Annotated in this window: 12 protein-coding genes; 8 read left to right on the top strand and 4 right to left on the bottom strand. The window is 40.2% G+C overall.

Annotated elements, in window-relative coordinates; genetic code table 11:
- Positions 1–2: 2 nt before the first annotated feature.
- Positions 3–1,574 carry a histidine ammonia-lyase gene (gene hutH, locus NK987_RS04225; protein ID WP_259262847.1) on the bottom strand — a complete coding sequence of 524 codons (1,572 nt, stop codon included), beginning with the start codon at positions 1,572–1,574 and terminating at the stop codon, positions 3–5.
- Positions 1,575–1,849: 275 nt separating this feature from the next.
- Between hutH and NK987_RS04220 the strand changes: the two genes are divergently transcribed.
- Positions 1,850–2,722, top strand: coding sequence for a LysR family transcriptional regulator (locus NK987_RS04220; protein WP_259262846.1), 873 nt, complete (start codon positions 1,850–1,852; stop codon positions 2,720–2,722).
- Positions 2,723–2,834: 112 nt separating this feature from the next.
- Positions 2,835–3,953: a 6-bladed beta-propeller gene (locus NK987_RS04215; protein ID WP_259262845.1), complete on the top strand. Its 1,119-nt coding sequence runs from the start codon at positions 2,835–2,837 to the stop codon at positions 3,951–3,953.
- 3 nt (positions 3,954–3,956) lie between these two features.
- On the opposite strand, the gene NK987_RS04210 is transcribed toward NK987_RS04215, so the two are convergent.
- Both NK987_RS04210 and NK987_RS04205 read right to left on the bottom strand, forming a co-directional pair.
- Positions 3,957–4,412: an RES family NAD+ phosphorylase gene (locus tag NK987_RS04210; protein ID WP_259262844.1), complete on the bottom strand. Its 456-nt coding sequence runs from the start codon at positions 4,410–4,412 to the stop codon at positions 3,957–3,959.
- A gap of 2 nt (positions 4,413–4,414) precedes the next feature.
- Positions 4,415–4,843 (bottom strand): antitoxin Xre/MbcA/ParS toxin-binding domain-containing protein, encoded by a 429-nt coding sequence (locus tag NK987_RS04205; RefSeq protein WP_259262843.1) that lies wholly within the window; start codon positions 4,841–4,843, stop codon positions 4,415–4,417.
- 182 nt (positions 4,844–5,025) lie between these two features.
- Between NK987_RS04205 and NK987_RS04200 the strand changes: the two genes are divergently transcribed.
- From NK987_RS04200 to NK987_RS04190, 3 genes are all read left to right on the top strand, one after another.
- Positions 5,026–5,316, top strand: coding sequence for an AbrB/MazE/SpoVT family DNA-binding domain-containing protein (locus NK987_RS04200; RefSeq protein ID WP_259262842.1), 291 nt, complete (start codon positions 5,026–5,028; stop codon positions 5,314–5,316).
- A complete protein-coding gene (locus NK987_RS04195; RefSeq protein WP_113925542.1) occupies positions 5,313–5,648 on the top strand; it encodes a type II toxin-antitoxin system PemK/MazF family toxin in 336 nt (111 codons plus the stop codon). The genes NK987_RS04200 and NK987_RS04195 overlap by 4 nt, the downstream gene beginning before the upstream one ends.
- Positions 5,649–5,835: 187 nt before the next feature.
- Positions 5,836–6,666 carry a helix-turn-helix domain-containing protein gene (locus NK987_RS04190; RefSeq protein WP_259262841.1) on the top strand — a complete coding sequence of 277 codons (831 nt, stop codon included), beginning with the start codon at positions 5,836–5,838 and terminating at the stop codon, positions 6,664–6,666.
- Between the two features lie 224 nt (positions 6,667–6,890).
- Here NK987_RS04190 and NK987_RS04185 read toward each other — a convergent pair whose 3' ends face one another.
- Positions 6,891–9,773: a two-component regulator propeller domain-containing protein gene (locus NK987_RS04185; protein ID WP_259262840.1), complete on the bottom strand. Its 2,883-nt coding sequence runs from the start codon at positions 9,771–9,773 to the stop codon at positions 6,891–6,893.
- Between the two features lie 251 nt (positions 9,774–10,024).
- Between NK987_RS04185 and NK987_RS04180 the strand changes: the two genes are divergently transcribed.
- Genes NK987_RS04180 through NK987_RS04170 form a run of 3 tightly spaced genes read left to right on the top strand, consistent with a single transcriptional unit; the run spans position 10,025 to position 16,087 of the window.
- Positions 10,025–13,105 carry a SusC/RagA family TonB-linked outer membrane protein gene (locus NK987_RS04180; RefSeq protein WP_259262839.1) on the top strand — a complete coding sequence of 1,027 codons (3,081 nt, stop codon included), beginning with the start codon at positions 10,025–10,027 and terminating at the stop codon, positions 13,103–13,105.
- A gap of 5 nt (positions 13,106–13,110) precedes the next feature.
- Positions 13,111–14,580 (top strand): RagB/SusD family nutrient uptake outer membrane protein, encoded by a 1,470-nt coding sequence (locus NK987_RS04175; RefSeq protein WP_259262838.1) that lies wholly within the window; start codon positions 13,111–13,113, stop codon positions 14,578–14,580.
- Positions 14,581–14,593: 13 nt separating this feature from the next.
- A complete protein-coding gene (locus NK987_RS04170) occupies positions 14,594–16,087 on the top strand; it encodes a PKD domain-containing protein (protein WP_259262837.1) in 1,494 nt (497 codons plus the stop codon).
- The last annotated feature ends 15 nt before the right edge of the window (positions 16,088–16,102 follow it).

Here is a 16,102-nt window from a genome sequence, read left to right as displayed (position 1 = left end):
AACTAGTACCTATCAAACTCCTCCGACCACTTTGTCTCCAATTCCAAACCTTCTCTTGCAGCTGTTTCTTTGGCTAAAGTTAGCAATTCTCCACTTCGGATGATGTCAATAGCTGTCTCCATGTCTTCATACATGATCTGATCTTCGGTGACATGGTGGATTTTGGTTCGGACGTGTTCATAAAGTGCGGTCATGATTTTGCCCGATTTCAAAGGTGCATGGAAATCCACCGCCTGTGCAGCGCACAAAAGTTCGACCCCTAGAATTTTTTCCACATTCTCAATCACCTGCAATGCCTTTCTCGCGCCGATACTGCCCATACTTACGTGGTCTTCCTGACCCAAGGAAGTTGGAATGCTGTCAGCCGAGGAAGGAAAACACAGCCCCTTGTTTTCACTAGCCAATGCCGCCGTGCTGTATTGGGGAATCATAAACCCGGAGTTCAACCCTGTTTCTTTCAACAACAGTTTTGGAACAACCGGGGTATCGCCTTCCAAAGAAAGGTAAATCCTGCGGTCGGAGATATTGCCGATTTCAGAAGCGGCCAAACAGGCATAATCCAATGGCATGGCAATCGGTTGTCCATGGAAATTCCCCCCACTGATGGTATGGTTTTCGTCAAAGACGACGGGATTGTCCGTGACGGAATTGATCTCAGTTTCGATCATTTGCTTCAGGTGAAGCCATGCATTGCGGGATGCACCGTGAACCTGTGGCATACAGCGCAAGGAATATGGATCCTGAACCCTCGCACAGGCCGCATGGGAATGTACAATTTCCGACTCATGAAGCAAATTCAAGATCGATTGGGCGACATGTTGGTTTCCGGCGTATGGGCGGAGTTGGTGAAGGTCTGCACTGAATGGCTTGGTAGAACCCAACAATCCCTCCAACATCATTGCTCCGGTGATGTCGGAATGGGCAAGGATATTGTAAAATCTGTCCACGACCATCACTCCAAAAGCTGCAATGAATTGCGTTCCGTTGATCAGGGCTAACCCTTCTTTTGGTCCAAGGTGAATGGGTTCCAAATCAAGTTGTTGAAAAAGTTTAGCTGTTGATATTATTTCACCTTTGAAATGGACTTTTCCCAATCCGATCAAAGGCAAAAATAAATGTGAAAGCGGTGCCAAATCCCCTGAAGCACCCACAGAACCTTGTTTTGGCACAACAGGAACAATATTGTTTTCAATGAAAAAAAGGATCCTGTCCAAAGTACTTTCTTTTATTCCCGAAAATCCCTGCGCCAACGCATGGGTTTTCAGCACCAACATCAGTTTGGCGATTTCGATGGGGATGGGTTCGCCGAGACCGACAGCATGGCTTTTCAGGATGTTTTCCTGGAGTTTTTTGGTTTGCTCCGGAGAGATCATCGTGGTGCACAGCGGCCCAAAACCGGTATTGATGCCATATACAGGTTGGCCTTTGCTGACTATTTTTTCGACAGCCTGACTGCTTGCTTTGATTTTTTCCCGGCTTTCAGTTGAGATGAAGCCTTTGACATCTCCCCTGCAAATGGCGAGTGCAAGTGATGCAGTGAGTCGGTCTTGTCCGTAATGGAATGAATTTTTCATTATTCAGATTTTTGTCTCCCACAAAGACGCAAAGGCGCAAAGTTTAGGAGAGTTTCAATTACAAAAATAACTTCTTGCTTTGATAAGTATTGATACCAATTTTATCAATAACTGATAACTTTGAGTTATTAAAAAATTCCTTTTGAATTTGACTTAGAATGCAAAACAGAAAAGTGTTGGAATACTGATTGGGTACAATCGATAGTAATTCAAATTTTGGCGAATGAATATCTATTTAAAAATCTTTGAGACTTTTGGTCTTTGGGAGGAAGAATATGAATTTAGAACTCAGACACTTGGAATATTTTCGAGCCGTGGCCGACGAACTGAACTTTAGAAAAGCTGCTGAGCGGCTCTTTATCTCGCAACCGGGACTCAGCAGGCAGATAAGGCAGATGGAGGAGATTTTGGAGGTGGAGCTTTTTTACCGTACCAAAAGATCTGTGACCCTGACCGGTGCCGGAGAATTTCTCAAAAGTGAGGTTGATTTCATTTTCAACCATTTGGAGCTAACTACCCAACAGGTCAAGAACATCGCATCGGGCAAGATAGGGGAGTTGCGGATCGGATTTTTGGGTTCGGCAGCCCATCAGGTTATACCGGATTTGTTGGTTCGCCTGAGCAGGGAATTTCCCGGAATTCAGACCAATCTGGAAGAATTGAGCAACCACCTTCAGGTGGAAATGCTGGAAAAAGACAAGCTCGATCTGGGTTTTGTCAGGTTGGCTCGGGTACCAGATGGACTCAGCATGAAGGCAGTGAATCGGGATACTTTTTCATTGGTCTTGCCACTTAGCCACCCAATAGATGCGGCTACTTTTGAGCATGTCGGCCAACTTCAGGAAGAGCCATTCATTTTGTTTTCAAGTAATTACAGCAGCATTTATTTTGATAAAATCATGAGTATCTGCGAGGACAGGGGATTTACACCAAAGATTTCGCACAAATCGGTCCATGCCCTGACCATTTTCAAGTTGGTAGAAGCCGGGCTTGGTGTGGCGATTGTGCCGAGTTCGCTGAAGGAAGGTTATGATCTGAAAGTGAAGTTTATCGAGATCAAGGGGATTCCGCAGCATACAGAACTTTTTGCTGTTTGGAAAACCGAAAACCGCAACCCGGCATTGAAGCATGTTTTGGGGATATTGTAAAAGAGAAAAAAAGACACAATTAATTCCGGTTTTTTGATTTTCAGGTTTTTTTAGTTGAAAATTTCATTTAATTTTTACATCAGACATAATTTATATGGAAAATTTTTAATCTATGAAATACAAGTATTTTAAAACCGCCAAAATCTTGACTTCACTTATTATTTGGGCTATTTCTTGCACAGGTCCTGATAAAAAAACTTCAGGATTAATTTCTTTAAGCAAATCTGAAGAGGCTCTGCAACTCGGAACCTATTTTTCAAATTTTGAGACTGTACTTTTTGATCAAAACCAACTCATAGGACAGATCGATAAATTGGTTGTGACCGATTCTTTAATTGTCCTTACTGATTTTGATTTGCTGAAATCCATTAAAGTGTTTAACCGGCAAGGTGAATTCATGGCAAGCAAGGATGATTTCGGAGATGATCCTTTGGCAATGGGTTACTTTGATGATTTTGAGGTATTTGAAGGAAAAATCTATGTTTTGGATGGTAACAAGAGAAAGATTTATGTCTTTGATCTTGGACTTAACCTATTAGATGAAATTGCTATTTCTAATCCGGCATCTGCTTTCTTGATTAATCGCAATGGAATTTTTCTATACCAAATGATCGGGAATCCCGATTTTCCTTTCCAACTGTCATTTTTATCTCATAGTGGAAAAGAGGCAAAGGGTTTGATTTCGTTCAACCCTAAGTTAGCTGAATCACCTTTTTCGGGTAGTTTTTTTGTCAAAATGAATGAAGAACAATTTGTCCACTACAATCCCGGCCTTGATTCTATCTATCTTTTTTCAGGAGAAAAACATGAATCATTCAAAATAGATTTTGGTACTCAATTTATTGACCTCAATCAATCGAAGGATTTACATCCCGTGGAAAGGTTGAGGTTTTACAATGACTTTGAAGGATACAAACAGCTTTCTTTTGGAGTAAAAGTTGGGGAGGGATTGATTTTGTTTGGGCTGAGTTATGAAAACAAGCCCCATTACCTCTTGGTGGATTTGGAAAATCAAAAGTCTACTCTTTTTAAGACCATCAAGAACAACCTAAAGCCATTGCCTTCTACAATTTTCTTTGCCGCCAATTCAGACAAGCATGCTTGGTACTATCAATCTGCGGAACAAATTGAAAAATTTTATGAATTGAATGAGTCAAAAATATCCTTAGAAAATAGAATAGAACTGCCTGAGGATATTGAATCAAATGTTTTGGTATTACTTGACTATTGAAAGTCAAAACAACCTCCCATCCCAATAAAAATCTTCCAAACCGATAAGTTTGACATGGGTGGAGAATACATCATGCTTCGTGTTGATGACAAAATTATGCTCTTGAGGGATCAGTGCTGAAGGGACTTTGAGTATCAGACTTTCTCTTTTTTCAAACCATCCGCTTCCGATTTCCTGAATGCGGGGGTAGGATTGTAGGGTATTCCAATTCGGTGGAAGGTCGGAAAGTTTTATTTCTCGGACCATTTCCGGATTTTCAGTTGGGATTTCTATTACCATTACTTTATAAGTTTCGGATTGGATTATTGCTGACCGATGAACCACCAATTCCAAACTTGCCAAAGCCCTACTTTCCGAAGCATAGATTACAAATTGCCCGGCTTTGTTCCATCTGTTTGCTGCACCCGAAGCTTCAAGTTTTTCGGCATATTTTGCCTTGCTGATTCGATAAGCCAACATATCTACACGTTATCGCCATATTCCATGGCCGTCAACCTGTCATCTGTAAACCTGATTCCGGACGAAGTGCTTAGAAAATCCTTTGGAGCAAGGTTGTCAAAAAAGTAATTCTTGGTATCAAGCCATTTGTCGAAGTTTTCAGCATTTCCAAAAACATCTGTTCCGTGTTGGTACAGGGACAAAAGCAAAACCAAATGTTCTTTTAAGCTTTCTTTCAGTTCAGATTCAGATTTGCGGTAATTCCTTAAGGTCTTGACACTGACATCCAGCCAATGGGCTATCACCTCATCGCTGAATGAAGTAATCTCCTTTAGGTAGTTGAGGTATTGTAGATCCACTTCCTCATTTTTGATAAAAAACAAGATGTCGATGTCATTGCCAATGGCAGGAATATGCGATATACTGTATTTCCGAAATGTAGTCTGGCCCATGTCATAAGAAATTAAGATTCAAATATAGGGAAAATATACCGTTTTTAAAAGGTAAAAATACCAAATTAAGTATATCATCCTCATTTGATAATAAATGACAATTGAAAAGATTTTCAATTCTATGAATTTAGAATTTTTCAATTATTGTTATAACAAGTTATTACATTTTCGTATAATCGTACATGGAAACAAAAGTCAGAAAGATCGGAAACAGCAGTGGGGTGATTTTGCCTAAAACACTGATAGAAAAATATAACCTTACTGATGTGGTCATCGAAGACAATGGAGATGGAATTGTGATCCGACCTGCCAATACTTCCATATTTCAGGTAAAATTGGCAGAGGTCAAAAGGAACAAAGAGAAAATTTATGCAAAAATGGGGGAACAGGCAGGAGAGGAGCGAATTAAAGATTTCTATTCCAAGGAGGAAATTGAATTGGGCAGTATTGACCTCGAAATCCTCGATTTATGAAATATGGGGAAGTTTGGCTTGTCAATTTTGAGCCTCAGGTTGGACAAGAGATTAGAAAAACAAGACCTGCCATCATCGTCAACCATGATTCAGTAGGCAAACTCCCCTTAAAAATTGTAGTTCCGCTTACCGATGCATTAAAAACCAAACAGGAGTGGATGGTGGAATTGAAACCAAGTCAAAGCAACGGGTTAGAAAAAGAGTCTTTTGCCGATTGTTTTCAAATCAAAAGTTTATCAGAACAAAGACTGATTAAGAAAATCGGAATTTTAAATGAAGATGAAATTTCTGAAATTCAGGTCACTTTAGTCAAAGTGTTGAATTTAATCTGATTCGAAATTTTAGAGAATCTCACTTCTCATATCTCACGTCTCACGTCTCAAATCTCATATCTCAAGTCTCATATCTCACATCTAAATCTCAAATGCCGTGTAAATGTCGGGTTTAATCCTCCCCAAATTCGGATTGGTTTTCTGAAATTCAACCCAAATTGTGATGGTAAAACAAAACCCTATTATCATGAAACAGCCGGAACTGGGCCAAAAGATTCTCGAACTGAGAAAGGCCAAAGGATTGACACAGGAAGAACTTGTGGAGCTATGCAACATCAATGTGCGTACTATACAGCGCATCGAAGCAGGGGAAGTGACCCCAAGGAGTTATACGATAAAGAGCATTTTGGAAGTTTTGGGATATGATTTTAAAGAAATCCAATACAACAATGAAGAGCCTGTATCCATCAGTCCTGAAATAATTGGAAAAGCAGCATTTCTAAGAACAGCCTTTTTTGTAGGAATAGTTTATTTCCTATTGGCTTTTGTAGAAGGTGTGTTTGATTACGGACTTTGGGAAGCAGGAGAGAAGATCGGCACTGAAGCAGCACCTTGGTATATCGCCGTTAAGATCGGTATCATGCTCACTTTTGGAGTTTTTACTTTCGGGTATTATAAGTTAAGCATGATCAAGCCAAACATTATTGTCAAAGCTGCCAGTATTTTGTTGATCATTGCTACTTGTTTTGGGGTTGTGGCCGACATTTATGGATATAACAATGCCTCTGTCTGGCAGTCGGTACAGTTTTCCAAGGCCATACTTTTTGGGGCGCTTTATATCGTTTTTGGTTTGGGACTGATCAGGTATCAAACTGAATTCGGGTCTTTGGCCTTGGTCACAGGAATATTAAGCATCATTTCGGGAATCGCTTTCTTGAGTATCATATTGGCTATTCCCGGATTGTTTGTATTCACCATCTTCGAAATCCTCCAACTTGTTTTGCTTTATAAAGCTTATGAATCCGTTTCCGGAAAAAGTCCAAGTCCAAAAAATTTGAATATCCACGCTTTTGGGTGAAAGGAGAGTATTAGGTTATTGAGTTATTGGTTATTATTGTCAACAGACTACTGACGACAGCAACCTCTTCCTAGTTTTCATCCATAATATTGATAAAATCAGCAAAATTTAAAGTGTGGAGAACAGGTCTTAGAATTCAGAATGATCAATTCTTAATAAATATTCCCTTTAATAAATCCCTGCTCTGAAAACCGGAGCAGGTTTTTTTTGTCTCAAATCTCAAATCAAAACTTCAATATAAACTCCTGAAGATTTGCTGTCCTTTCAAGCTGCATTTTTTTGCGAAGGCGGTATCTGGCGATTTCAATACCTCGTGTAGAAATATTCATCAGATAGGCAATTTCCTTGGAGGAAAGGTTCATACGCAAATAAGCACTTAGTTTGATTTCCTGTGGGCTAAGATCTGGGTATTGTTTTTTGAATCTATTCATAAAATCTCCGTGGACCTGATCGAAGTGGATTTCAAACTGTTCCCAATCCTTGTCTCCGGCAATGTTTTTATCAATACTGTTGATGACTTTTTCGATTTCACTTTTGACTTCCTGATTTTTGCTTTTTTTGATGATGGAGTTCAGGTGGTTTTTGGTTTGGTCGATAAACCCGTTTTTATTGATAAGGTGCATGGTTGCGGATGCTAGTTCCTTGTCTTTAGCCTGGATTTCAGATTCTAATTTTTCATTCCTTAATTTTTCCAATTCTTCTTGGGAGGTTTTGAGGGCTGTTTCCTTTTGAATAAGTGCCTTCCTCTGTGAATCTGTAATTCTGATAGTTTTCTTGTGGTATCTTTTTTCCACCAACCTATAAGTTGCAAAGGCTGTGCCTATCACCAATATAAAATAAATCAGGTACGCAAATGCCGACCTGTACCAAGGTGGTAAAATCCTAAAGGAATAGGCATTAGCTTCGCTGATTTGACCATAAATGTTTTTGCTCCTGACATGAAAAGTATATTTTCCTTCCTTCAGATTGGTATAAGCTTTATCTCTTTTGTAGGTCCATTCTCCAAATCCTTCTTCGAATCCTTCCAACCAAAACTGGAATTGGGTGGAGTTTTCATTGTTTGGGATAGGATTGCTGAATTCAAACCTGATATTTGCCAAATCATATTCAAAAGATGGGACTTTTTGATTTTCCTCTCTTTCGGGCGTTATGGGCAAAGGCCTATAGTTTCCATTAAAAACCAGAGAATCTGATTGACCTGTGAGATAAACCGCTCTGATAATGGTTGGAAATGAAGGAGTCGAAGGTGTTTTATTTTCCAATTTGTACCAAATAAAACCGTCATTGGCTGCAAAAAGGACCTCGTTGGACCTGATCAATGAGATGTTTTGTAAGTCATCATTGAGGAAGGGGATGATTTTGTTGAAAATTTGATGGTTTTTGACATAAGTTCCATTGATCTGTTTTTCCAAAACCCCAACTTCTTTGTCCCCGATATAGAAAATATTTCCCAATGGATCTTCCACCATACTTGTTGCCAAAAAATCAAAATCAAAATATTTGGAAAAAAACGAATCTGCTTCAAACTTGTCATTCTCGGCATTGTAGCTGTATATTCCATATTCTGTGGAAAAAATCAATCGGTTGTTGATTTTCCAGACTGAAATAAGCAAGCTCGTGGGTAGTCCGGATTCCGTTCCGTAATATTTTACGTCCAATGAATCAAGTTCTGAATTTAGTCGGAGTCTATAGACTCCTTTATACCCATGGGTCATCCAGATTGTTCCGTCCATATCCTGTTCAAATATCCTCGATGATTCATCAAAACCTTTGAGTTTTCTCAAAAATTTCAACTGATCCCCTTCAAATCTGAAAAGCTGCAAGCCACTGTAGCTTCCTGCAATAACCAAGTCGGGATTGTCCTTTAAAGATTGGAAATTCCAAATCCCGCCCATTCCCCCTGCCGGAATTGCATTAAAATCTTTGATGGTAAATGCCCCGTCATTATGCGCCATCAGCAGGTTGTTCTGGATTTGGTTAATTCTGTAGACCTGCCCGGAGGACCCTGGGACGGCTTCGATTGGCAAACTTTTCCCCTCATCAAATTTTTGAACCGAAAGGCCATTGTTTGTCCCATAATAAATCGCACCCATATGGAAAGCAGCATTGTAACCCGTCCCGGGAAGTCCTGCATATTGATCGATTAGCCTAAATGGTAAGCTGAGTTCTAGCAATGTGATGCCGTTGTTATGGCCGATCCAAAGGTTTCCTGATATGTCTTCAAAAAGGGAAATAATGGAGTTGTTCTGAAGTCCGTTTTCCTTTTCCATCTGCAAAACAATATCACCTGAATCATCGATAACAAAAAGTCCGTTGCTCTGTGTCCCTATGGCAAGGCTTCCGTTTTTAAGCCTGATTGCCTCGTTTATTTTTGCAGGAAAGGGTATTTCATTTTTCCAAGGCACAACACCTGCTGAGCTTGAAGTGTAAATGCCATGATCTCGGGTAAACACCAGTTTTTGGTTATTTCCCTGGGAAATGATACCTGTGACCAGTTTGCCTTTAAAATAATCTCCAAAGTCTTCTGAAATGAATTTTTCATTTTCAAAAATATAAAGGCCATTTTCCAGTTGATTGGCAAAAACTCTGTTATTGGATAAGTGAAAGCTCTCGAATTCGGGTTTGTTTTCGGTGATTGAAATCAATTCATATTTATCTGAAAAAGTAAAAACTTCCTGAAAAGTACAGAAAATGATTTTATTGTGAAGCAGAAAGATTTTCCAGATTTCTTCTAGGTTTTTGTAAGATTCCGGAAGCAGATTCAATAGGGAGTGATATTGCAAAAAACCTTGTTCATCGGGCTTAAAATAGCCAAATTCACCTTGACCTGCCACATAAATTATCCCATTTTCATCGATGGAGACATCCCTGATTTTAGTACTGTTCGGAAGCGAATACCTTCTCCATGTCGTGCCGTCATATTCCAACAGACCAAAGTTGTTGGCGACATAGATTAAACCAGATTCGCTTTGTGATATTGCAAAGTTTTGGATTCCTCCTTGGTATTCTTTGCTGGAATAAAATTTTGAAATAGGAAGGCCGGGTATCTGGCCTGAAAGATCCAAAGCAATCAAGCAAAGGATTGATATTAGACAAACGTATTTCATATTTTGGGCATTGTTAAAACCAAGATATGAATTTTCTGAATGATGTATGTTTTTTTTTGATTTGGTGAGTTGGTATTAAATTTATATATCATGGTCCATTTACTCAAAATTGATATTTTTTATTATGAAGTTGAGTTTTTGTGAAGTAGGTGAAGTAATGTTGATGTAGTATTGATGTAATGCTTTTTTTTGCTTATCTCTTAATTATGACGTGATTTGAGCTAGTTGACATTTAAATCCAAAGTATGTTTATGAAAAAAGTTTTATGGTTGAGTTTTGCCATGCTTATTCATTTTTGTGCAATCGCACAAACGGGGATGATCAAAGGCAAAGTCGTTGACGAAAAGGGAGAAACACTTCCCGGAGTCAACATTTTGAAAGTAGGCACCCTCCTCGGGACCATTTCCGACATGGATGGTAATTTTACCTTAGAGGGTAAAGAAGGTGATGAACTCAAGTTGAGCTTCATAGGTTTCAAAACACAATTGGTCAAGGTGGGTTCTAGCCTACAGGTAGAAGTGACCATGCCCTTTGAAATCAGTTCTCTCAATGAGGTCATTGTAGTAGGCTATGGTACAGCGACAAAAAAGGAACTAACAGGCGCAGTATCCCAAGTCAAAGGGGAAGACATTGCCAAAATGAATATGCCTCGGGTAGATCAGGCACTTCAGGGACAATTGGCCGGTGTCAGTATTTCCACCAATTCCGGGGCTCCGGGTGGAACGTCCAATATTCGAATCAGGGGTATAGGTACTTTCGGCAACAATAACCCGCTTATCTTGGTAGATGGGGTTATCTATGATGCAGCGGGACTCAATGCCTTGAATCCTGATGATATCGAATCCATCAACGTTTTGAAAGATGGAACGGCAGGTATTTATGGCGTTAGGGCTGCAAATGGTGTTGTTTTGATTGAAACTAAAAAAGGTTCAGTTAATACCAAAGCTTCTTTGGATTTTTCTGCCTTCTATGGAGTTCAGCAGACAGCAAGGAAACTTGATCTATTGAATGCAAGAGAATATGCAATCCTTAAAAATGAAGCCTTTGCGGCGGGTGGTCAAGTACCTCCTTTCAATAATACCAACCTTGGTGAAGGTACAAACTGGCAGAACGAAATTTTTGAAACTGCTCCTATCCAAGATTACAACCTAACTGTAACAGGTGGGTCAGCAAAATCTTCTTACTCAATTGGCGGATCTTATTTTTCTCAACAAGGTATTGTAGGCGGGCCAAAAGCGAATTTTCAAAGATACAATGCGAGGTTGAATTTCATCACCGAATTGGCTCCAAAGGTAAAGCTTACGAATGTGTTGTTATATACGCATGAATACAGCAATGGAATCGCTCAAGGTGGAATCGGGTCAGTGCTTTACAACACGGTCAATGCTTATCCTACCGAACCTGTTTTTATTGACGGCAGGTTCTCTTATCTCGACAATGTGGCAGATATTATCAACCCATTGGCACAGTTACAGAATACATACAACGATTCTTGGGTCAACAAACTGGTAGGTAAGGAAGAAATATCTTATGAAATCGATGAGCATTTCACCTTAGTGGGTAGAGCCGGCTATAATTTTGCTATGGTTGACTTCAAAGCTTTCAACCCTTTAGTTTGGTATGGAGCGGGTAAATTTGCCAACTCTGCAGCTAACGCCAATTTGGATCCTGTGATTGTGAATATCGGAAACATTGCGGTCGAAAGAGGTGCAAACGTATTTGAATCAAGAAACACATTTTTGGATTACAACTTTGAAGCATTTTTAAATTACAACAGGACATTTAACAATGTCCACAGGATTAGAAGTACAGCCGGGGTTTCTTATCTTGGAAATAGAAGTCTTGGATTGAATGGCACAGGATTCAATATCCCTAATAATTCTTTGGATTATGCAGATATATCAGCCAATCAGGCTCAAGGTGGATACCTTAATAATGTTGGATCTTTCCAAGGAAGACAGAAGCTCACTTCAGTTTTTTTAAGAGGAGAATATGACTATGAGCAGCGGTATATTTTCTCAGCCATTATCAGAAGAGACGGTTCAACCAATTTTGGTGAAAACAATAGGATCGGTTACTTCCCTTCTTTTTCAGGGGCATGGGTACTTTCTGAGGAATCGTTTTTCAGTTCAAAAGTTATTGACTTTGTAAAATTAAGAGCCAGTTTTGGTATTTCCGGAAACGACCAAATAGGTCTGTTCAGATATAGGGGTCTGCTTAATGGAGAGGGAACCTACGTTTTCAACAATTCGCTTCAAAACGGTGCCGCTATCGGTACGACGAGCAATCCTGATTTGAAGTGGGAGACGACCTATCAGACTAATATCGGAGTAGATTTCACGGTCTTGAGAAATTTTGATTTTACAACAAATTATTTCATCAAAAATACAAGGGATTTACTTTTTCAACCTGAAGTTTCATCACTTATCGGTTCTTATGGTCCGGGAGGGGCACCACCTATCATCAATGCCGGCGATGTTTTGAACAGAGGTTGGGAATTGGAATTGGCATATGCATCAAGCAGGCAGACCGGAGTCAATTTCAGGATGGATTACAATGTTACTTTCCTACACAATGAGGTCACCAAGGTTCCGGAAGGATTTGACTTCATCCCGGGTGCAGGATTTAGCGTAGGTGGTAACGTAGCCACAAGATTCCAAAAAGGCTTCCCAATCGGATATTTTATAGGATATCAGACAGATGGTATTTTCCAGTCAGCCGAAGAAATTGCAACTAGCCCTGTCGTGCAGCAAGGTGCCCAACCTGGTGATTTGAGATTTGTAGATCAAAACCGTGACGGACAGATCAATTTTGGGGATGATTCTGATAGGGCATTTGTAGGTTCTCCAATCCCTGATGTGATTATGGGCTTTAATTTCGGTTTGGACTTCAAAGGTTTTGATTTCTCGGCAAATATTTTTGCGGCATTAGGTCAGGAAATCATCAGAAACTATGAAAGACAACAGCCCTTTGCCAATCAGTTGGCATACAATATCAACAGATGGACAGGACCGGGAACATCAAATGAAGTTCCAAGATTGACCACAGGAGCAACCCGAAATACCGTTTTCTCTGATTTTTATGTAGAAGATGGTTCTTATTTGAGGTTGAGAAACGTGCAGTTAGGTTATACACTTCCTACAGAGATTACAGGAAAAATCGGTCTCAGTTCATTGAGATTTTATGTTGCGGCCAACAACCTCCTGACTTTGACCCGTTACATGGGTTATGATCCGGATGTGGGATCTGGCAACCCTCTTTTTGCAGGTGTTGATGGAGGTATCTATCCTCAAGCAAAAACTATCATGGGCGGTATAAACATTAAATTTTGATTGACATGAAAAAGAAATTTATATTGATTTTGGTAGGCATGAGTATGTTTTTCTCATGTGACCAGTTATTGGACATAGAGCCAGAATATACCCAAGATGCAGAAAACTTCTTCAATACACCGGAGGACTTCAATAGGGCATTGACGGGAGCGTACGATTTGATGCAGGCTTCATACCTTATCCAATGGATAGGAGAGGTCGCATCTGACAATGCCATAGCAGGAGGTGAAAGTGTGAATGACTCACGTGGTTTGCATGAAATAGAGACTATGACCCATGGAGGTGTCAACTCAGAACTTCGTGACCTCATGCGGTTCAATTATGCAGGAATAGCAAGGACCAATTATATCTTTGAAAACAAAGATAAAATCAACTTTGATGGTAAAGATCAAATTTTGGCAGAAGCCTCATTCTTAAGGGCCTACTATTATTTTGTGTTGGTCAGTTTTTTTGGTGATGTTCCTCTTGTAGTGGACAAGAGATTATCAATCAGCGAAATCCCAAATACTGATAGAGCTCCAAAAGCCCAGGTTTATGAACAAATTGAGAAGGACCTTCAAGTAGCGGTGGAAACACTTACTTGGACTAATCCGACCATTGGAAGGATAACCAAAGGAGCTGCTATGGCTTTGATGGGCAAGGTATTGTTGTATCAAGGAAAATATCCAGAGGCTGCTACAATTTTGGGAGACCTGATCACCAACAATCAGGCAGGGTACGGGCTTTTCAACGATTACAGCAGGTTGTTTTTTGTGGCAAACGAAAACATCAATGAAGATGTCTTTACCATCCAATATACAGGATTGGAAGGAGGGGGATATGGATGCCTTGTCTGTCTTGAAGGAAATGCGGCAGTAGGTTTTAATGGAATCCGCCAATACAATGGCCCACTTTACGGTGATGGAAACAGTTACAACCTTCCTACTCAGGATCTATATGATGCATTTGCAGACAATGATCCAAGACGGGCAGCCACATTGTTAGACATAGATGCATTTATCGCTGCCCAGCCTAATGCTGATGACATTACTTATGCCATTGGTGGTGGAGGTCATACAGGATATTACAACAATAAGTACATCAAAAGATTGGATGAAAGAGGATTGCCTGATGATGACCTTACAAGTCCATTAAATTACCGTGTAATCAGGTATGCAGATGTTTTGCTAATGGCAGCAGAGGCATTCCAAAGAACAGGAAATGATGGAAGGGCAAGAACTGAACTCAATAAAGTCAGAGCAAGGGTGAATATGCCTGCGATTACAAGTTCAGGGCCACAGCTTTTGGAAGATATCCTTACTGAAAGGAGATTGGAATTGTCAGGTGAAGGATACAGGTTTTTTGACTTGGTCAGGACAGGAAAAGCAGCCCAAGAAATCCAAGGATTTGTTGTAGGAAAGCATGAATTGTTTCCAATTCCACAAGTAGAAATTGACTTGGCAGGCGGCAAATGGAGACAAAACCCAGGATACTAAAATTGAATCAAACATGAAAAAATATTTAAATTATCTCATTTTATTATTGCCTCTGATCATATTGGGGGCATGTATTGAAGAATATTCTTTGGATGCCTTGCCACCCACAGAAGAAGATGCAGCGTTTACTTTCCAAGCTAGTGCCGAAAGTGATAACATTATCAATTTCACGGCCAATTCGGAGTTTTTTATCATGAATTGGGATTTGGGAAATGGATCCACCGGAACGGGTAAAACAGTGACAGGTACTTATCCATTGAAAGGAACTTATACTGTAACCCTCACCATATTCAATGCAGGTGGGAATGTGACTTCTTCAAGAACCGTGGTTATTGAAGAGACAGATCCTGTTTTATTAGATAAGCCACTTTATAATTTCCTTACAGGTGGTCCTTCGGCAGTTGATGGGAAAATCTGGGTAGTTGATTCAGCATCTGCTGGCCACTTTGGAGTCGGTCCCGACCCTATTCAGGCAGGATATTTCCCTGAATGGTATCAGGCCAAAGCCAATGAAAAAGCTGGTGGTGGAATGTACGATGACAGGTATACTTTCAAACTGGCAGGTTTTGGATTTGATATGAAGACTAATGGAGATGTTTATATCAATGCTGCTCAGGGACCTAATTTTCCGGGAGCTGTTGATTCAGGTGTTGGAGATTTGCGTGCACCGTTTACTGCACCATCGGGACTTTCTTGGACTATCGTCGAACCTGAAACAGGTTTCCCAACTTTAACCATCGCATCGAGTGGATTTTTGGGATATTTTGCTGGGAGCAGGACCTATCAGATCTTAAGTATAGATGATGACCAGATGTTTTTGAGGTATATTGATCAGGCAAATGCAGGTCTTTCATGGTACATTAGACTTATCCGGGCCGGTTACGACAGTACTGCCGGTGGAGGAGGTGGCGATCCTGATCCCGATCCCGATCCAGACCCAAGTGATGGGACACTCACTTTACAGGATCTCATCGGCAATGGCAGCAAAGCTTGGAAATTAAAGCCTGCTGCAAAAGCATTTGGTGTAGGCCCATCTCCGGGAAGTGATGAATATTATCCAAATGGAGAAGATCTTTCTACCGCACGTGCCTGTCTTTTCAATGATGAGTTTATTTTCAATGATGGGGGTGTATTTGAATATGATGCCAAAGGAGATTTCTTCGGGGAGTTTTATATGGGGGTAGATACTGAAGGATGTCAGCCTGAAGCCAACTTGACAGGTAAACCCGGAGAGGCATGGAAATCAGGTTCTCATACTTTTACCTTTGCGGAAGGAAATGAATCCACAAGGTCAAAAATAACGGTTACAGGGACAGGAGCCTTTATTGTTTTGCCTAAAGCATTCAATGGTGGTGAATATACAGCAGGTCCCCCTACAGCAAACAAATCAGTGACATATGACGTTCTGAACTATGTCAAAGATGGGAATAAAGAGGAACTGACAATCATTATTGATGTATCAAATAATGGCACTGTATTCTGGTCATTTATTTTGATTCCTGCTTAAAATTAAATGATTTTA

Origin of the sequence: Aquiflexum gelatinilyticum, from assembly GCF_024813435.1 — a bacterium.
In the GTDB taxonomy this organism is placed as follows: Bacteria; Bacteroidota; Bacteroidia; order Cytophagales; family Cyclobacteriaceae; genus Cognataquiflexum; species Cognataquiflexum gelatinilyticum.
This window is presented reverse-complemented; position numbering and strand designations above follow the sequence as displayed.